The sequence below is a fragment of the Chryseobacterium bernardetii genome (genome assembly GCF_003815975.1).
Classification (GTDB): domain Bacteria; phylum Bacteroidota; class Bacteroidia; order Flavobacteriales; family Weeksellaceae; genus Chryseobacterium; species Chryseobacterium bernardetii.
In genome coordinates, this window is record NZ_CP033932.1 from 2,696,055 (window position 1) to 2,713,933 (window position 17,879).

The following is a 17,879-nucleotide window of genomic DNA, read 5'->3' on the forward strand; positions in this document are numbered from 1 at the left end:
GTCCGGATCGCAAAAGTTTTTCTCAATTTCTTTTTAAAAAAATTGATCCGGTAGTTCAGCTGGTTAGAATGCCGCCCTGTCACGGCGGAGGTCGCGGGTTCGAGTCCCGTCCGGATCGCATAAAGTCTTCTAGAAATAGAAGGCTTTTTTTATTAACAATTCAAAGCAATTTTCAGTAGATCAAGCGCAAAAGTTGGGGACTAGGCAAAAAGTTTAGCTAATCTGAAGATAAAAAAGGTTCTGTCTTTTACTCCTCTGAGCTGCATTCTAAAGTTTTTTATTTTCGCATTGAAAGATTCAGCAGCAGCATTGGTGCTTCTTTGATCAAAGTAGTTGAGAATATTTCTATAACGATTCATTATTGTTTTTCTTAAGGTAGAAAAAGATTTAAAATCTGCTTCTTCCACATTTCTAAACCAATGGGCCAGTTTAGTCATGGCTACAGATTTCGAAATATTTTGGTTATAAATTTTTCTAAGTCCATCAGTCAACCCATATGCCTGTTCCAGATCAGGATACTGGGTAAAAAGGATCGAAGCTCTTTGTTTCTGGGACAGAGTCCATTTCTCACGGCTTTTATATAGTAAATACCTGCTTCTTGCCAGGAGCTGTTTCCGGGTATCTCCGTTTGCAAAAACTTCTGTTTCAGCTGAGTGACTGTTAAAAGGATTGTTTCCATTTCAATAGCCTCCCAGCGATGCCTGATCTATATCAATCACTTAATTTTTTATTATAAAATTTTTGAGTAAAAGTTTATAATAATCCCTCATGTATTCAGTAGAATATGTAAATAACTAAATTACATTACTTTAGATAATGAATTTATCAAAATCAGTGTTTTAATTCATTCATTTTTTTGAAATTTATAATTAAAAAATAATTATATTAATTAAAATTTAAAATAATGTTTATATAAATATATAATAAATTATATTTTATTTATTATTTTTGGTAATATTTATAAATTAATGAATAAATTTTATTTCTTAATAGTTTTTTTTATTACACAATTTTTTTATTGCCAACTGGATAATACACATTATCTACAGCCTATCGTGTTCGGGGCATATGGTTCAACTGCAGCAACTATTAGTGAAGAATATATCTATTTGTCTACTCCATCGGCAAGTAATATATCTGTAACGATAAGAATGGCTGATGGAACGACTATCCCAAGATTATCGGTCTACAATATTAATGCTGCTACCAGTAGTATTGTTACTAATGGTGTTGTTACATTTTCCAACACCTCTCCGCTAAGGCTATCAGTTATCAATGCTTCAAATGTTGTTTTAGCGCCAGGAACATCACCCATGACAGTTGCAACTACCAGGGCAGGAACTATTATTCCTGCTAATGTCGGGGGAATGATTTTCCAGTCGACATCTGACTTTTTTGTCAATTACAGGGGAGCAGATCCGTCTCAAGCCGGATCCTCACTTACAAAAGGTAAGGTTGCACTGGGGAAAAACTTCTTTTGGGGCGGAACACCGAATGAATTTACCACTCAAGTTCCTGAGGTAGGAAACATGGTGTCTATAATGGCAACAGAAGATAATACAATAATTACTATTAATAATATCGATTCGGGAACAGAATTCATTAACGGAGCTAACGCAACCCCTCTTACAGGGACTACTTTTACCAGAACACTTCAAAAAGGGCAATCTTTCATATTGTATGCTAAAGTGAAGATAAATACATTCAGTTTACAGGATAAAGGATGGTTAGGAGCCAAAATATCATCAGATAAGAATATTGCGGTTACTGTAGGAGGATTAATGCAGCAGGGCAGTGTAGATACAGGAACAGTATCAGACAGCCGTGATTTTGCTGTAGACCAATTAGTGCCCGTGGATCAATTAGGAAACGAATATATCGTGATGCAAGGCAATGGAGGAGTTTATGAAAGGGTCATTGTTATTGCTACAGAATCCAATACTACAATAACAATGAATGCTAATACTAATCCAAGTTATACATTAGCTAATGTTGGGGATTATGCAATAGTACCTGCTACTTTTTTTACTAATAAAAACATGTATATAAAAACCAATAAAGCCGTTTATGTATTTCATAAGATTTTTGGAAGCAGTTCTCTTGCTACAAATAGCTTTATGTTTATCCCTCCTATTTCATGTTTTGGGCAAACCTCAGTGAATATGATACCCGATGCCAAGCAGATTGGTAGTACTGTTTATCCGAATACAGAACTTGCCGTGCTGGCAGCAAGCGGGGCCGCAAACGCTCCTGTAGTAACAGTATCAGGTAGTGCTGCCATAGCTCCTATAGTAGCAGGAGGTACTGCTGTACCGGGAAATCCTAACTGGAGAAGTTACAGATATGATATTGCTAATGCAGCAGGTGGAACAGCGACTGTTAAAAATTTAAGGGTCAGCTCTGCTGCAACGATACAGGCTGAACTAATAGGAGCTAGTGGAAATGCTGGATTTGGAGGATATTACTCAGGATTCGGAACATCTCCAATTGTAAATATATCAGTATCAAACAGTCCTACTATAAGGCCATGTACAGGAAATACTGGGAATTCATCATTATCTGTAAGCTCAGGATTAGGAAGCTATCAATGGTACAAAAACAATACACTGATTGCTGGAGCAACCACGAATAGTTATGCAATACCTGCCGGAGATACTACCTCAGCAGATTATAATGTTATAATAACAGTTCCTGGAGGTTGTGTCCTTTATTCAAATGTAGTAAGATCCTATGCATGCCCTTGTTATAAACCAGGAGCAACAGGAACTCCTGAAATTACAAAAATTGGTATTTCAACAAGAGCTTCCAAAAGTACAGCAAATTGGCCAGCAGATATTAATAACGGCTTTATTGCTTTAGAATCAAATGATAAAGGTGTTGTTATCACTAGGGTTTCTGATCCCGAAACATCAATTACAAATCCTATTGACGGGATGATTGTTTTTGATACTGATGATATATGTCTTAAAATCTACGATGGAACAAAATGGGGATGTATTAACCAAACATGTAACTAATTATGAAAGCAATAATTTTATTTTTACTGATAATTTTATCCTCTCCAATAAAAGCCCAAATAGGATTTGAAAAAACTATTATTGATGGTAGCGGATTGATAGATTTTCCTATTGGGACCACAAAAGGAATTATACTTCCACAGGTTGCTGATAATACTAGTATGACAGATGTTTCTGAAGGAACATTTATTTTTGATGGTACAACTTCAAGAGTAAAATATTATAATGGGATAACCTGGATTGAGTTAACCGGCCAAACAGGGACTTCAAGAACATTACTTCCCGGCGCAGAGAACAACCAATCTAAAGGGATAATAATTGGAGCTTCTGATTCTGATGCAAAAGGGGTGTTGATTCTTGAATCTCAGGACAAAGCTTTAATTTTACCAAAAGTAATAGATCCGGCAACCAACGTAAAATCACCAAGTCCAGGTATGATGTGCTACGATCCTGTATTGAAGTTAGTCTGTTTTTATAATGGCACCTCGTGGGCTTTCTGGGGAAATATTGATTAGCGTAAATTTATACAATTATAATATTGAGTCTGCCTAAAACAGGTTGATATAAAATTAGACAATAAACCTGTTTAAACTTTTATTTTTCTGAGAAACCAAAAGAAAAAGCCTGATAATGCGGGCTTTTCCAAGTTATATTCAAAGTCTCAAATCTCGGATCAAGCGTAAAAGTTGGGGCTAAGCAAAAAAATATATGTTTACGTAATGTAATATAAGAATAAAAAAATTACTGCCTTGTAGGACAGTAATAGTAAAAATCAGTGATATGGTGGGTGATCAGTTTGTAAGCAGAGATTTATGCTTTTAAAAGGCTGATCGTTGATGTTGCTTTTAATTCGGTCAATTATTTAATATTTAGTCTGAATTAGGTGTCATTGTCTGAGTTATTTTACGATAAAAACTTGACGAATCAACTTATTTGGACCGAATTTCTGGCAACTTCTATATCATGGTTATTGATAACATTGTTGGTGTATTTTTCTGATTGCTTTCAGATTTATCCTAACGTTTTCCTGAAAAGGTACAATCATGCAAATCATTTGCAAATGTATATCACGGTATTTTGAAGATTGCTACACTTTTGTGTAGATTTGTGGTATTGAAGCTAAAAACTATACTTTAGTGTAGTAGCGAAAGAGCTTTTCTAAACTATGGAACAAATTAAAAGGTTTTTTAACGAAAAAAATGAGGTCAGTAAAGATGCTGATATAGATTTCAGCCAGGACGGAGAATATCTTGAAGCTGTAAAAGCTCTTGCCAGAACCACTTACCAGAGTCTGTATGTTATCAATTATCAGACAAAAGGATTTGAATATGTATCAGAAAATCCTCTTTTTTTATGCGGAAAAACCTCAGCAGAGGTAAAGAACCTTGGGTATGCATTTTATTTTCAGAATGTGAAGCCGGAGGACGTAGAGATGCTGATTAAAATTAATGAGGCTGGTTTTAAATTTTATGATAAAATTCCGGTAGAGGATAGGAAACTGTACTATATTTCCTATGATTTCTATCTGATCAATGGCCAGAAAAATATGATTCTGGTGAACCATAAACTCACCCCTATGTTCCTTACAGAAGATGGTCAGGTATGGAAAGCACTGTGCGCAGTTTCATTATCCAATAATACCTCTTCCGGAAACGTAGTACTCAGTAAGGAAGGTTCTGATGAAATCTGGAGATACGATCTTACAGCAGATAAATGGGAGAAGGATGAAAGAGTAAAACTCTCCTCCAGAGAACATGAGATCCTGAGTCTGTATGCCAGTGGTCTAACGATCAGTGAAATAGCTGAGAAGCTTTTTATTACAGCTGATACTGTAAAATTCCACCGTAAAAAACTTTTTGAAAAAATTGAAGTCAGCAATATTGCTGAAGCTTTATCTTACGCTAAAACCAATAAACTGCTTTAAAAAAATATAGAATTACCGTTTTTTTACGGTATTTTTCAGAATGTCTTTTAGGATTCAAATTTAGGTCTGATATTTGTACTGGGTAGCCAAACTAAATGACCTATTTTATTTATGAAGAACATATTTGTGAAAAAAACATTTCTATATGCCTGTTTATGTGCAGTATTGCTTACTTCATGTAAGAAAGAAATAGAAAAAATCAGCGATACTTTTAAAGACACAGTGTCTGCTTCCGAAATCCCGGAAACAGAAAAAGACACTGTAAAGAAAGATTCAGTGCCTGTGGTGAAAAAAGAATCAGTACCGCCAATGATGCAGGAGAATGGTTTTTATAATGCCTTTGTTATTCCGAAAGATAAAAAACTGCGGGATTCTGTATATGCGGAATTCAGTAAAAAGTATAACGAGCAGGAGCGTACCGCTATTTTAGCGTTAAACAGGCTGGATTCTAAAAGTAAATGGAATGCTGATACCTTGGTGGTGCCAGCCAAAATAGACACTACTTTGATGGCGTATTCACCATTTCCTATGCAGCTTGATGTATTAAGTGGCGTAAAGAAATTTGTGATCTTTTCATATCCTATTCAGGCCTATGCGGTGTACTCTAATGGAAGCCTTGTTAAATGGGGGCCAACAAGTATGGGAAAAAAGTCTGCACAGACCACAAGAGGGCTAACTTTTGCCAATTGGAAAAAGAAACTGTCTATTTCTACAGTGAGCAGTGAATGGAAGCTTCCCTACAACTTCAATATCCATAATATAGGCGGTATCGGATGGCATGAATATACACTTCCGGGATATCCTGCATCCCACTCTTGTTTAAGATTATTGAGAAAAGATGCCCAATGGCTGTATTCTTATGCTGATACCTGGATTCTGAATCCTGGTGGTGCTACCACAAAGGCAAGAGGTACTGCAGTAATGGTATTTGGTGATTATAACTGGGGAGGAAGAAAACCATGGAAAAAGCTTCTTGATGATCCTAATGCCAATAATATATCTGTAGAAGAATTAACAAAATTATTAGAACCGGATGTTCCAAAAATGCTGAAAGAGCAGGCCAACAGGGAAAAAGTAGCTGATTCTATTAAAACAGCTAAAGCAATGGCAGCTCCCATTCAGAATGAAAGGGCTACAGATACTTTATCTAAATAATTTTCTTCTCAAACTGTAAAGTGGATTCTTCAGCAAATTGTCTTAATTTAAGCATTTCATCTTTCCCTTTATGCTGTCCGAATCTTGCAGCAACATAAGTGAGAAGAATAAAAAATAGCATGACAAAAGAAGCGCTCAGTGCCCAAGGGTATTCAGCGCTTTTTATTTGTTTTTCCACATAATACATGGTAAAGAAGGTCATCCAAAGAATAGAAAAGGAAAAATAAAGGAACATAAAAAATGTCCAGACTGCAGAACTGGGGCCAAAAACGCCTCGTATTACCGTTTCCTCATCTTCTATTTCAACACGTAAAGCAAGACGGGGTTTCCAGTAATTGTCATATTCTGTTTCCACCCAGATGGTAGCAACCTCCTTATTGATGTTGCCGGAAAATTCTTTTTTATGTTCAGCAAGGTATTTTTTCAGATTTTGTGCATACTCTTCTTTGGTAAGATGGGTAAACATCTTAAATCTTGGCCTTGTTCTTATTCTGTCTAAGGTTGTTTCTTCAGTTGTCATATTATTTATTCTTGATAAGGAATCGGATCTTCCAAATTAAAGCGGAAAGTCAGTGTTTCTTCTTGTCTTTGAATTACCATGGTGATTGTTCGCCCTTCTGATGATTTCATAATTTCAAGAATTTTCTCAAGCGTCATGTCTGATGTTTTATCACCATTGATGCTGATAATCTTATCATCCTTCTTTAAACCTGCTTCATAAGCTGGTGAATCTTTCCTCACGCCTGCAATTGAAAATATAGGCTTCAGGCTAAATTTATATTGAAATGCGTCTTTATACACTTCATTTGCGTTAGTTGTGCCAGACATGGGCTGAGTTTCAATTTTAACCCTATCCTGCTGCCATTCCAATCCATCCTGTTTGAAATCCAGTCCACTCATATTAAAGTGAAAAGGATCATCAAAATTCCTGTTTTTTTTCAAATATAGTTTATTGTTAGCATAATCAAAAATGAGATAAAACCGTCTCATTATTTCACCGCCTACAGAGCCTTTCCTGTCTTTTACCAGGTTTACATGCTGAATAGAGTATTCGTCAGGCATTGCGGTAAGAGGTTTCTCAAATCTAAAATCACCAAGATAAAAATTATGGATCCTGCTTCTTTTACCATAAATGTCTCCATTGAATCCACGGCCAAGAAAATCATCAATATTAGGTCTGTTATAAACAAAATCTTTAATAAGGGTAGGGAATAGCCAGATAGCATCACTGTTTCCAAGATCAATCAGAAGTTTAGATTCTTTCTTTTCACGGGTCATTTCTACGTCGGCATTAATATATGGCTTATTATTTTCAATGCTGATCGGCATTTCATCAAATTTTCTTCTTTTTCTTTGTAAAGCATCTATATTTTCATAGACTGTTATTTTTTTAGAAATATAGTCAATAGCAATAGGATGATCTTTGAAAAAGTGATACCCGATAACGCCGTTTACAGGAATTCCCACATGGGATGATATATTAAATTCTTCATCAAGAATTACATAGAGAGACATAGAATTATTGATGATATTATCACCAATTCTTCCCAGATTACGGTCCGATTTTAATCCGTCTATACTTAAGCTTCCTCCAAGCCCGGAAAATTTTATTTTTTCAACATTTCCCAATTGAAGCTCCTTGTTTTCCAAACTGAATAAAATGGTTTCCGCTACTCCGGTATCCACCATAAAAGTAAGGTTAGCTCCATTTATATTGATGGGAATGAAAATAAGATTGTTGATAAGCTGAAAAGGAATGACTGCTTTTGGGGTATTGATCAGCCGGAAAGAGTTCTGGGCATGGACAACAATGCTCAATAATAAACCCAGTAAAAGTAGCTTCAGTTTCATTTACTGAATTTACTGAATTTATCTTTATTGTAATAAAAAAACATTCCAAAAGCAGGAATGTTTGTATAAAGAACAACAGATGTTTTATTTCTGTTGAATTTGTTTCAAAATTGAAACAGAAGATTATTTTGAGAAAAAATCCATTAAATCCATGTAGTTTTTCTGATTGACACCGTGCCCGCTCATATATTCTCTGAATGTGAAATAGCAGTTAAGGTCATAAAGCAGTTCAGCAGCCTTTCTACCCCAATCAATCGGGATAACAGCGTCATCTGTACCGTGGGATATAAAGAACCTGAGTTTTTCCAGTTTCTTTTTGTCCCTCACAATTCCGTCCAGGATTTTCTCTTCCGTATAAGCACTCAGGCAGGCAACATATGTAAATAATTCGGGATATTTCAATGCCAGTGCATAACATAATATTCCTCCCTGGCTGAATCCACATAAATGTACTTTGCTTTCGGTAAGCCCGTAATTATTTACTATTTTTAAGATACTTTCCAATACAGCATTTAAAGATTCCTTAGCCTGAGGAACGTCGATATAATTTTCAGGATCATTGAAATTGATATCAAACCATGAATATCCTTCAAACTGAGTATCTCTTGGGGCTCTGAAACTGATAATAATCCAATCCTTCGGAAGGGTTTCTCTAAAGCTGAAGAGGTCCTGCTCATTGCTGCCGTAGCCGTGAAGCATAAAAAGTATAGGAGTAGAAGAGGTTATATTTTCCGGCTCTCTTACTATGTAATCTAAATTCATACAGCAAATATAATTAATAAATTAGATTGTAAATCCTAACTTTTATGTTTGCCGTAAAGGAGTATACAATCATTTCATAAGTTAAAATTAAGAGCTGCTTTTTAATAAAAACACGAGAGTTCCATTGTGGGTATTGTTTGCCTTTTATAAGGATTAAAATAATTCTGGAGATAAAGATGTTTCATGTTTAATAATTAAAGAATTACGTTGTATTATTGAGTTTTTTAAGCTTATTTTGTTTTTGCTGATTTGATATTTTTTATAAAAAAATGTTGTAAAATTTTTATTAAAGATATTTTTATATTAATAAAAAACCTATATTTGGAACATTAAAAAATCTATTTGGAGAAATGAAGCAATTTTACAATTTAAAAAGTTTACTTAGACTTTCTTCTTTATTCGTTTTGTTATTTTCAGTGATTACTGTTGTTAACTCGTGTAAAAAAGATGACGAAGATGAATTTCAGGATCACGTGGTTCAGTTTGTAGCAAAAGCTACTACAGGATCAGAACTCATCTCTGTGGTAACTCAGGTAGGAACTGCCCAGAATACTATCTACAGTACTCCTACTGCTCCTTTAAAAGAAGGTTGGACCAGCGGAGAAATGTGGGTTAATTCCAGCCAGGCCCAGATCAATTTTGCTGCTAATGCAATGTTGCCACAAGCAAATTCTGAACTTACAATTACTCTTTTAATAGATGGTGAAGTTGCCAGAACAGCTAAAGTTACAGGAAAAGGCGACAATCAGGTTGTAAAAGTTGCTTACAGCTTCCTTGAACCGTAAATAAAAATTACTATATAAAATAGAAACCGCTCTTGGAGCGGTTTTTTTATTTTTCAATCAGATTATATTCTATAGCCTGATTTACCAGTTCCGTTGAGTTCTTAGCCTGGAATTTCTGAAGCAGGTTCTTACGGTGGGTATCTACAGTAAGTGGACTTAAGAAAAGCTCTTCTGCGATCATATTGCTTGTTTTACCCTGTGCTACAAGATGGAGGATCTGTTTTTCCCTTTTGGTCAGTCTGGGAATAGGAATGTCATTTTGAGAAGGCCTGCTGATGATCTGTTTGGTTTCATTACAAAAAACGATGTCTCCGGATAACGCTCCCTGGATGCATATCACCAATTCTTCAATGGAGGTGTTTTTAAGGAGATACCCGCTGGCTCCATTTTGAATAGCCTGCATAATGATGCTTCTTTCAGACCGGTTACTGAACATAATGACTGAGGTTTCAGGAGATATTTTCTTGATTTCCCTGCATAATTCCGTGCCATTGGCATCAGGCAGAGCGATATCCAAAAGAATAATATCTGCCTTATTGCTGCCAATGAAGCGGATAATTTCCGAACCGGAAATGAATGTTTCAGGAATATTGAAAGAAGGCTGGCTTTTCAGCATCATTTTCAATCCTTCAATGACGATAGGGTGGTCGTCTACGATAACAATATTTATTTTTTCATTCTCCATCGATGTTGAGTTCTATATTAATGGTTGTACCTTGGCTGTCTGAACTTATTTCCATGGTTCCTTTCAGGTAATCAACCCTGTTCTTCAGATTGCGGAGTCCCATGCTCTTTGTTTTTTGTGCTTTAGTGCTTTCAAACCCTTTTCCATTGTCTTCAATAGTTATGAAAAAATCTTTTTCAGATTGAGAGCATTGTAATAAAATACTGGTGGCTTCAGAATGCTTGATGGCATTAGCTAATAGCTCCTGTGCAATCCTGTAAATATTAAGCTGGATATTTAAAGGCAGTTTTTTTTCAATATTGATCGCCTGGAAGTCTATGTCTATATCTTTTCTGTTGTAAAATTCACAAAGGTCGTTCAGAGCGGTCTCCAGCCCAAAATTAAGCAAGGATTCAGGCATAAGATTTCTTGCTACGTGCCGAAGTTCACTTACAGAATTATCAAGCTGCCCCAAAATTTTGTAGAACTCCTGATCTTTTGCAGCATCCAGATGGCTGGCAGACCACGTTGAAAAATTAATTTTTACTCCGGCCAGCATTCCGCCTAAGCCATCGTGAAGATCTCTTGCAATACGCTCTCTTTCCCTTTCTTCTCCCTCAAGAATAGCCTTTGTTAATGAGAGTTCTTCCTTTTGTCTGATATCGTTAATCTTTTGCTCAGAAATCTTTTTATTTTTTCTAAAAATGATATACAGGAAGACCAGAAGGCTTATAACCAATAATAAAATAAGGCTTAGCCCCCATAAATAAGAGTTTTTCTTATTTACCTCAAGTTCTTTCTGATTCTTTTCCGCATTTAATGTAGCTATTTTTCTTTCCTTTTCCGCAGCATTATATTTAGCCTCAATTTTATTGATCTCAAGTTTTACATTTTCAGTATTCAGGCTGTCGTTAAGTTTAGAATATTTCTGTTCCCAAACCAAAGCTTCCTTTGTATTTTCCATCTCTTCATTTAAAGAGGAAAGCTGTTTATAAATGGTTTTTCTGTTATTAAGGTCAAGAGCAAGTGATTTTTCTGTTAAAACATCTTCTAACGCACCCTTAGCTTCGTTATATCTTTTCAGTTTCCTTAAAATATCATATTTATTGAAATAAAACATCTGTGCCAGTAGATTCTGATTAAATCTTTTAGCATAAAAAAGTCCCTTTTCAATAACAGGTAATGCTTCAGGATTCTTTTGTCTGGTAATAAAATAAAGCGTTTTGCTATAATAGTAGAAAGCGTTAACGGAAGAATCCGGATAAGGGCTGATGAGTATTTCTGCCTTATCCAAAAACTTTTTAGCTTCATCTCCTTTGGCCTGATAGCAAAAATTATTAGCCAGATTTAAGTAAGTAAAAAATAGTTCAGGAGAATGGGGATAATGCTTTTCAAGAATTTTTAATGCTTTAGTATTATAATCTTCAGATTTTTTGAACTCTGCATTGTAAGTAAGAATAACGGCAAGCTGGGTATACAAAAGCCCAAGATTGCTGCTATTCTCATATTTTTTAGCCAATGGAATACTTTTTTCAAGAATGGTCTTTACTAAAAAAGGGTAGCCTTCTTTGTCTTTCTGGGTTACTCCATAGCTATACCAGGCAGCTGCCTGAAGGAGATGAGATTCTTCATTTTTGAATTGTGATAATGCTTTAATAGCCTTTTGATAAGCGATGGCAGCTTTTCCTTTATTTCTGTCCAGATTATATTGCGCTTCGTAGAAATCATATTTGGCAGAGAGAAAAGGATCATTTTTAATAAATGCCTTACCGTTTTGCAGATATCTTTTACTTAAAACGGAATCCATATTCCTGTAATAATTCGACAAAAGGAAATTGGTATTTGCTTTTGCTTTTGTAGTTCCATTACTTCTAAGAATGTTTTGTAAACTGTCTAAGTAGGGCTTTTCATTAAGCGGAATCAGTTGTTGTGATTGTACGCTGAAAGCCAGTAATATGTTGAATAGGATCAGTAATCTCTTCATCAGGTATCAGTTCTGGAGAATTTATTTTTAAAAAACGCTCAATTTAATTAAAAATTTCAGCATAAAAAATACCTGAATTTAGGTAGAAAAAATTACACAATTTTCAGGATTGATAAAGTTTCATGACTCTAATAGCTTTGCAGAAGCGAAATCACTAATCATAGAATATCAAATAAAGTAACTAAAATTTAAACAAAAAGATTATGAAAAAAACGAGAATAAACCAGCTTCTGAAAGGTACATTCGTCGTGCTGCTTGCAACTGTATTAATGGGTTTTGTATCCTCTTGCAGTAAAGATGATGACGATGATAATAACGTGATAGGAGCAGGGAAGAGCCACAAAGTAGTTTTTAAGGCTATTGCTTCTGCGGGAGCTGATATTGATGGGGCTGTATACGGAATTGATAGTAATGCTACAACTGCTTCCAGCCTTAGCGGAACAACATGGTCAAGTCCTGAAGTTACTGCAGAAAAAGGGTCTTATAATGCGAATGTGGTTGTAAATGCTATAGGCCCCAACGCTTCTTCTACTTTAAAGGTTCAGATCTGGGTAGATGGTGAGCTTAAAAAAGAAGGAACTTCAAGCGGGCAGTATTTATCAGCTTCTGCATCATATACATTTTAAAATAACTAATACCTTCAAAATAAAAAGTGGCGCCGGGATTCATCCCGGCGCCACTTTTTATATTCTTTTTAAATTAAATAACTTTTACAATGAAATAGCTTTTTTTACCTTTTTGAAGTAATAAGAACTTACCATCAATAAGATCAGTTTCATTTGCTGTAAAAGTATCATTTACTTTTTGCTTGTTAACAGAGATTGCATTTCCTTTGATTTCTCTCTGTGCTTCACTCTTAGATTTCAGGAATCCTGATTTTTCAGAAAGAAGATCAACAATGCTGATACCCAATACATCGGCTTTTGCTATTTCTTTTTGTGGAACACCGTCAAAAACTTCAAGGAAAGTTTCTTCATCAAGACTTACCAGGTCTTCAGCAGTAGAACGTCCGAAAAGAATTTCAGAAGCTTTAAGCGCCTTTTCATATTCTTCTCTTCCATGTACCCAAACTGTAACTTCTTCAGCCAATTTTTTCTGAAGTTTTCTTTCATGGGCTGCTGTTTTGTGCTCTTCAATTAAAGTTTCAATTTCTTCTTTCCCAAGGAATGTATAGAATTTAATAAATCTTTCAGCATCTTCATCGGTAGCATTCAGCCAGAACTGGTAGAATTTGTATGGTGAAGTTTTCTTTTTATCTAACCAATAGTTTTCTCCGCTTTCAGACTTCCCGAATTTGGAACCATCCGCTTTTGTAATCAAAGGAACGGTTAGAGCAAATGCCTCACCCTGAGCTTTTCTACGGATTAATTCTGTTCCCGTGGTAATATTTCCCCACTGGTCAGAACCTCCCATCTGAAGCTTCACATTGTTATTTTGATATAGGTGAAGGAAATCATATCCCTGAATCAGTTGATACGTAAACTCTGTAAAACTCATTCCATCTGCGCCAGACTCTCCAGAAAATCTCTTCTTTACGGAGTCTTTGGCCATCATGTAGTTCACTGTGATGTTCTTCCCCACATTTTTAGCAAAATCAAGGAAAGAAATATTCTTCATCCAGTCGTAGTTGTTTACTAATTCCGCTTTATTAGGCTCATTGCCTGCAAAATCAAGGAATCTTGAAAGCTGGTTTTTCAGACAGTCTACATAGTGTAAAAGCGTTTCCTCGTCCAAAAGGTTTCTCTCTGCAGATTTTCCGGATGGATCACCAATCATTCCCGTAGCTCCTCCTACCAAGGCAATTGGCTTGTGGCCATGCTGCTGGAAGTGGGCTAAAATTTTTATCTGAATAAGACTTCCGATATGTAAAGAATCGGCCGTTGGATCAAAACCAATATATGCAGTTGTTACCTCTTTATTCAGTTGTTCTTCGGTTCCGGGCATCATATCAGCAAAAAGACCACGCCATTTCAGTTCTTCTATAAAGGAATTCATTGATTTTTTTCTTTAAAATTTTACCGTGCAAAGATAATAAATTCAGAAGTATAAAGTCAAAAGCCGGCAAAAGTAAAATAGCAAAAAAGATTGATAGAGTAAATAAAACAGATATTTTATTTCCTTAATGCTTTCTTGCCAAGCAAAAATCACCATTAACAGCCGATCCCGCTTTGCATTTTCAACCCAAATAATCTATATTTGTTATTAATGAAAGACGAACAGCTATTTCTGCTCATTCAAAAGGCCAAGGACAAAGACCAGAAGGCTCAGACTAAACTCATCAATGTTTTTTGGGTGGATGTATTTTCATTTGTCATGAAAAAGGTGAAAGATGAAAATGATGCCGATGAGATCACCGTGAATGTTTTTTCCAAAGTATTATCAAAATTGGATATGTTCGACCCGCATTTTCAGTTTAAAACCTGGATTCTAACCATTGCCCAGAATACTGTTATTGATTTTTGGAGAAAGAAAAACCGTGAAAATGAAGATGCCATTGAAAATCTTGATGAGGTAAAAAATCAATATGCAAAATCCCCTGAAGAGCTTTTAATTTCCGAAGAAGAGCAAAAGAAAATCATCAAAACCATTGAATCCCTGGATGCCAATTATCAGGATATCATCAAGCTAAGGTTTTTTGAGGAAAAAAGCATCAAGGAAATAGCCGAAGAATTGGGAATTTCTGTAGCCAATACAAAAGTTCGTGTAATGCGGGCTAAAAAAGTTCTTGCTGAGCTGCTTAAAAATAATGAGTTTGAAGATAACTAGACTGTTGTTGGAAAATACGAAGAGACGGGAAGTTAGAAATTATACTGTGCTTTAAGGCGGTAAATTATATAAAAATTTCAGCTTTGGTTTTAGGAAGTATAATCTTTATACTTTTGTCATTTCTATTCTGAAGCTTAATTTTGATACCCTTTTTAATGTATGTTTCTTTTTGGGAAGGTCCATATTCTTTAATATTATCAACATCATTCTTAAAATGAATCTGTCCTGTGGAAAGGTTGAAATCTACAGTTCTGATATAATCTCCCGGTCTTCCCGAACTTGAAGTATGTCCTATCAGTTCAAAATGACCGTTCTGGAACCTGTATTTATCAGTATAAGCCCATTTCCAGCTGCTGCCGCCGAAGTGATTGATAATTAAAATACCTTTTTCTATAGTCGTTCCTGAATAAGGGTCACCCATAATCCCGCCGGATTCACTATCAAGAATAGCATGTATAGATTTTTCAAGGATTTTCCATTCACCATTTATCTTTTTCAGGATCTGAATTTCACGGAGGTCACCAAGTTCGCCCGGGTCTTTTGTATTGTAGACCATGACTTTTTCAGGAATATTATCTCCATCCAGGTCTCCATCTATAGTTTGCAGTATGGTAGAGCCTTTTGGCTGAAATTCTTTTTGAGCCCAACAAAAGGTACCGGAAATCAATGATAGGATACAGAATATTGTCTTCATTACATATTTTGAGTTCTGAAATTACAAAATTATATGTTTCATCAATGTCTGTCTTTGATTGTTTCGATAAAAAAATCACTAACTTTGAACCTCAATTTGAGAAATAAATGGAAAATTTAGTTCAAGATACTACCGTTCAGAAACCAAAATGGATTCGTGTAAAACTTCCTACCGGAAAGAACTACAGAGAATTAAGGACTTTGGTTGATAAATATAAATTAAACACCATTTGCCAAAGCGGAAGCTGCCCGAATATGGGTGAGTGCTGGGGAGAAGGTACGGCAACGTTCATGATTTTAGGAAATATCTGTACAAGAAGCTGTGGATTCTGTGGAGTAAAGACAGGAAAACCGCTTGATGTAAACTGGGATGAACCTGAAAAAGTGGCACGCTCTATCAAATTAATGAAAATTAAGCACGCTGTTCTTACTTCTGTAGACCGTGATGATCTGAAAGATATGGGTTCTATTCTTTGGGCAGAAACTGTAAATGCTGTAAGAAGAATTTCCCCAGGTACAACAATGGAAACTTTAATTCCGGATTTCCAGGGAATCACCAAACATATTGACAGATTGGTGGATGTTGCCCCGGAAGTGATCTCCCACAATATGGAAACGGTAAAACGTTTAACCAGAGAAGTGAGAATCCAGGCTAAATATGAAAGAAGCCTTGAGGTTTTAAGATATTTAAAAGAAGCCGGACAAAGAAGAACCAAAACCGGAGTTATGCTTGGTTTAGGAGAAACGAAAGATGAGGTTTTCCAGACAATCGAAGATATCAGAAATGCGAATGTAGACGTTATTACTCTAGGACAATACCTGCAGCCAACCAAAAAACACCTTCCTGTAAAGAGATTTATTACTCCGGAAGAATTTGATGAACTGGGAGACTTTGCAAGAAGCTTAGGTTTCAGACATGTTGAAAGTTCACCTCTAGTAAGAAGTTCTTATCACGCAGAAAAACATATTCATTAAAATAACAGACCGCTCAGCAATGGGCGGTTATTTTTTTGGGATAGATATGGATAATAGATTGGCACTTAAAGCTATTTTAACCCAAACCAATAAGGAATGGATTTCATCATTTCCCTTCTACAGAGTGGGTGTTAAAACCCTTTGAATTTTTAACGGAATGGTTTTAATTGAATATATGTAACCAAATGCCTGTAAATCATCGCTATCTGTAGGAAAAATAAAAGCAGCCATCTAACCTCTAAAATATAAATCTACATGATAAATATCAAAACGATTTATGACAAGAAGACTCTCTATTAATCACCCCTATCCGTCCATTGATTTCAATAGGCTTAAAATGTTTTTTCTTAAATTCTGAAGGAGTTTCCCCTGTATGCTGTTTAAACAGTTTATTAAAATAAGAAAGACTTTCAAACCCCACCTGAAAACAAACTTCTGTAACTGAAGAATCTTTTAACAGATAAATTTTAGCCTGGTTGATCCTGTAATTATTAACAAAATCCGTAAATGTCATATTCGTTTGCTTTTTAAAATAACGACAGAAAGCAGGCGTACTTAAACTGACGATCTGGGCAACCTCATTTACATTAGGTTTTTTATCATGATTTTCATGGATATAATCGTAGATGGTTCCCATCCGTATCTTATCATTCAGAAACCATTTGATTCTTGTATCTTCCTTGTTAAGTTCATATACTTCTGTAGAGTTGGCAAGAATCTGTAAAATCTCAATAAGTCCCATTAAGGATTCAAAAGAATTTTTTTCCTTAATGATCTTAAGTTTCTCAACAACAATATTTTTAGTTTCTCCAAAGAAAGACAATCCAAGATACGATTGCTCCAGAAGACTTTTAATATTTTCAAATTCAGGAATCGGAAGAATAATATCCTGAAGAAAATTCTCCCGCATTTGCAATACCAGCTGCTTACATTCGGTCTGAATCCCATAATCAAAATTAAGATGGGGAACATTAGCTCCAATCAACAGAAGTTCACTGTCTGTAAAACCCGAAATATTCTTTCCCACATGCCGGATTCCATTGGATGCTTCTACATATACCAATTCTATTTCAGGATGGTAATGCCAGAAAAAGCAGTTTTTCAGACTGGGAGCAAATATCTTGAAAGACTTTCCTTTTTCAAATTCTATCGTTTCTTTCTGGATCTTCATTTTATCCTGTTTTGATTGTTTGTTGAGTTAAAATTAAACAAAAAGGTTAATATGGAGCAAATTTTTATCATTCGAAGAGGTGTGGAATCCAATCTTTCTTTCGAATTTTGCACTTTCAAAATCAACATGGGC

General features: G+C 35.4%; 17 protein-coding genes and 1 tRNA gene. 9 read left to right on the forward strand and 9 right to left on the reverse strand.

Annotated elements, in window-relative coordinates; all coding sequences use genetic code 11:
• The first annotated feature begins 44 nt into the window (after positions 1-44).
• A tRNA-Asp gene (locus EG339_RS12420) sits at positions 45-118 on the forward strand.
• 82 nt (positions 119-200) lie between these two features.
• On the opposite strand, the gene EG339_RS12425 is transcribed toward EG339_RS12420, so the two are convergent.
• Positions 201-605 carry a transposase gene (locus tag EG339_RS12425; RefSeq protein WP_123870319.1) on the reverse strand — a complete coding sequence of 135 codons (405 nt, stop codon included), beginning with the start codon at positions 603-605 and terminating at the stop codon, positions 201-203.
• A gap of 363 nt (positions 606-968) precedes the next feature.
• Here EG339_RS12425 and EG339_RS12430 point away from each other — a divergent pair, with 363 nt between their 5' ends.
• The 4 genes from EG339_RS12430 (at position 969) to EG339_RS12445 (ending at position 6,096) form a co-directional block, all read left to right on the forward strand.
• A complete protein-coding gene (locus tag EG339_RS12430) occupies positions 969-3,017 on the forward strand; it encodes an IgGFc-binding protein (RefSeq protein WP_123870320.1) in 2,049 nt (682 codons plus the stop codon).
• Positions 3,018-3,019: 2 nt separating this feature from the next.
• Positions 3,020-3,532 carry a hypothetical protein gene (locus EG339_RS12435; protein WP_123870321.1) on the forward strand — a complete coding sequence of 171 codons (513 nt, stop codon included), beginning with the start codon at positions 3,020-3,022 and terminating at the stop codon, positions 3,530-3,532.
• A gap of 650 nt (positions 3,533-4,182) precedes the next feature.
• Entirely contained in the window at positions 4,183-4,941 is a 759-nt protein-coding gene (locus tag EG339_RS12440; RefSeq protein ID WP_123870322.1) for a response regulator transcription factor, read from the forward strand.
• 111 nt (positions 4,942-5,052) lie between these two features.
• On the forward strand, positions 5,053-6,096 hold the full coding sequence (locus tag EG339_RS12445; protein WP_185147646.1) for a L,D-transpeptidase: 1,044 nt from the start codon (positions 5,053-5,055) through the stop codon (positions 6,094-6,096).
• Here EG339_RS12445 and EG339_RS12450 read toward each other — a convergent pair.
• The 3 genes from EG339_RS12450 to EG339_RS12460 all read right to left on the reverse strand — a co-directional run bounded on the left by EG339_RS12450 (position 6,089) and on the right by EG339_RS12460 (position 8,709).
• Positions 6,089-6,616 (reverse strand): hypothetical protein, encoded by a 528-nt coding sequence (locus EG339_RS12450; protein ID WP_123870323.1) that lies wholly within the window; start codon positions 6,614-6,616, stop codon positions 6,089-6,091. The genes EG339_RS12445 and EG339_RS12450 overlap by 8 nt on opposite strands.
• 5 nt (positions 6,617-6,621) lie before the next feature.
• Positions 6,622-7,947, reverse strand: coding sequence for a PDZ domain-containing protein (locus tag EG339_RS12455; protein ID WP_123870324.1), 1,326 nt, complete (start codon positions 7,945-7,947; stop codon positions 6,622-6,624).
• A gap of 123 nt (positions 7,948-8,070) precedes the next feature.
• Positions 8,071-8,709, reverse strand: a complete 639-nt coding sequence (locus EG339_RS12460) for an alpha/beta hydrolase (RefSeq protein ID WP_123870325.1) — start codon at positions 8,707-8,709, stop codon at positions 8,071-8,073.
• 350 nt (positions 8,710-9,059) lie between these two features.
• On the opposite strand from EG339_RS12460, the gene EG339_RS12465 reads away from it, so the two are divergent.
• Positions 9,060-9,494, forward strand: coding sequence for a hypothetical protein (locus EG339_RS12465; protein WP_123870326.1), 435 nt, complete (start codon positions 9,060-9,062; stop codon positions 9,492-9,494).
• A 46-nt stretch (positions 9,495-9,540) separates the two neighbouring features.
• Here EG339_RS12465 and EG339_RS12470 read toward each other — a convergent pair whose 3' ends face one another.
• Together EG339_RS12470 and EG339_RS12475 are read right to left on the reverse strand one after the other, a co-directional pair.
• Positions 9,541-10,179, reverse strand: a complete 639-nt coding sequence (locus tag EG339_RS12470) for a response regulator (protein WP_123870327.1) — start codon at positions 10,177-10,179, stop codon at positions 9,541-9,543.
• Entirely contained in the window at positions 10,169-12,142 is a 1,974-nt protein-coding gene (locus EG339_RS12475) for a tetratricopeptide repeat-containing sensor histidine kinase (protein WP_123870328.1), read from the reverse strand. The genes EG339_RS12470 and EG339_RS12475 overlap by 11 nt, the downstream gene beginning before the upstream one ends.
• Positions 12,143-12,345: 203 nt before the next feature.
• Between EG339_RS12475 and EG339_RS12480 the strand changes: the two genes are divergently transcribed.
• A complete protein-coding gene (locus EG339_RS12480; RefSeq protein ID WP_123870329.1) occupies positions 12,346-12,768 on the forward strand; it encodes a hypothetical protein in 423 nt (140 codons plus the stop codon).
• Positions 12,769-12,841: 73 nt separating this feature from the next.
• On the opposite strand, the gene tyrS is transcribed toward EG339_RS12480, so the two are convergent.
• Positions 12,842-14,137, reverse strand: a complete 1,296-nt coding sequence (gene tyrS / locus EG339_RS12485; RefSeq protein ID WP_123870330.1) for a tyrosine--tRNA ligase — start codon at positions 14,135-14,137, stop codon at positions 12,842-12,844.
• A 210-nt stretch (positions 14,138-14,347) separates the two neighbouring features.
• Here tyrS and EG339_RS12490 point away from each other — a divergent pair, with 210 nt between their 5' ends.
• A complete protein-coding gene (locus tag EG339_RS12490; RefSeq protein ID WP_123870331.1) occupies positions 14,348-14,908 on the forward strand; it encodes an RNA polymerase sigma factor in 561 nt (186 codons plus the stop codon).
• Between the two features lie 64 nt (positions 14,909-14,972).
• Here the strand turns inward: EG339_RS12490 and EG339_RS12495 are convergent, their stop codons facing one another.
• Positions 14,973-15,602 (reverse strand): hypothetical protein, encoded by a 630-nt coding sequence (locus tag EG339_RS12495; RefSeq protein ID WP_123870332.1) that lies wholly within the window; start codon positions 15,600-15,602, stop codon positions 14,973-14,975.
• A gap of 107 nt (positions 15,603-15,709) precedes the next feature.
• Here EG339_RS12495 and lipA point away from each other — a divergent pair, with 107 nt between their 5' ends.
• Entirely contained in the window at positions 15,710-16,576 is an 867-nt protein-coding gene (lipA, locus tag EG339_RS12500) for a lipoyl synthase (RefSeq protein WP_066698565.1), read from the forward strand.
• Positions 16,577-16,841: 265 nt separating this feature from the next.
• Here lipA and EG339_RS12505 read toward each other — a convergent pair whose 3' ends face one another.
• Complete coding sequence (locus EG339_RS12505) at positions 16,842-17,747, reverse strand: AraC family transcriptional regulator (protein ID WP_123870333.1); 906 nt, start codon at positions 17,745-17,747, stop codon at positions 16,842-16,844.
• Positions 17,748-17,879: the final 132 nt, after the last annotated feature.

What these genes read in the sequence shown, in the direction of transcription:
- EG339_RS12460 (WP_123870325.1), bottom strand. Translation starts at nt 8,709, where the DNA reads ATGAATTTAGATTACATAGTAAGAGAGCCGGAAAATATAACCTCTTCT.
- EG339_RS12440 (WP_123870322.1), top strand. Translation starts at nt 4,183, where the DNA reads ATGGAACAAATTAAAAGGTTTTTTAACGAAAAAAATGAGGTCAGTAAA.
- EG339_RS12435 (WP_123870321.1), top strand. Translation starts at nt 3,020, where the DNA reads ATGAAAGCAATAATTTTATTTTTACTGATAATTTTATCCTCTCCAATA.
- EG339_RS12445 (WP_185147646.1), top strand. Translation starts at nt 5,053, where the DNA reads ATGAAGAACATATTTGTGAAAAAAACATTTCTATATGCCTGTTTATGT.
- EG339_RS12465 (WP_123870326.1), top strand. Translation starts at nt 9,060, where the DNA reads ATGAAGCAATTTTACAATTTAAAAAGTTTACTTAGACTTTCTTCTTTA.
- EG339_RS12430 (WP_123870320.1), top strand. Translation starts at nt 969, where the DNA reads ATGAATAAATTTTATTTCTTAATAGTTTTTTTTATTACACAATTTTTT.
- EG339_RS12505 (WP_123870333.1), bottom strand. Translation starts at nt 17,747, where the DNA reads ATGAAGATCCAGAAAGAAACGATAGAATTTGAAAAAGGAAAGTCTTTC.
- EG339_RS12480 (WP_123870329.1), top strand. Translation starts at nt 12,346, where the DNA reads ATGAAAAAAACGAGAATAAACCAGCTTCTGAAAGGTACATTCGTCGTG.
- lipA (WP_066698565.1), top strand. Translation starts at nt 15,710, where the DNA reads ATGGAAAATTTAGTTCAAGATACTACCGTTCAGAAACCAAAATGGATT.
- tyrS (WP_123870330.1), bottom strand. Translation starts at nt 14,137, where the DNA reads ATGAATTCCTTTATAGAAGAACTGAAATGGCGTGGTCTTTTTGCTGAT.
- EG339_RS12470 (WP_123870327.1), bottom strand. Translation starts at nt 10,179, where the DNA reads ATGGAGAATGAAAAAATAAATATTGTTATCGTAGACGACCACCCTATC.
- EG339_RS12495 (WP_123870332.1), bottom strand. Translation starts at nt 15,602, where the DNA reads ATGAAGACAATATTCTGTATCCTATCATTGATTTCCGGTACCTTTTGT.
- EG339_RS12455 (WP_123870324.1), bottom strand. Translation starts at nt 7,947, where the DNA reads ATGAAACTGAAGCTACTTTTACTGGGTTTATTATTGAGCATTGTTGTC.
- EG339_RS12450 (WP_123870323.1), bottom strand. Translation starts at nt 6,616, where the DNA reads ATGACAACTGAAGAAACAACCTTAGACAGAATAAGAACAAGGCCAAGA.
- EG339_RS12475 (WP_123870328.1), bottom strand. Translation starts at nt 12,142, where the DNA reads ATGAAGAGATTACTGATCCTATTCAACATATTACTGGCTTTCAGCGTA.
- EG339_RS12490 (WP_123870331.1), top strand. Translation starts at nt 14,348, where the DNA reads ATGAAAGACGAACAGCTATTTCTGCTCATTCAAAAGGCCAAGGACAAA.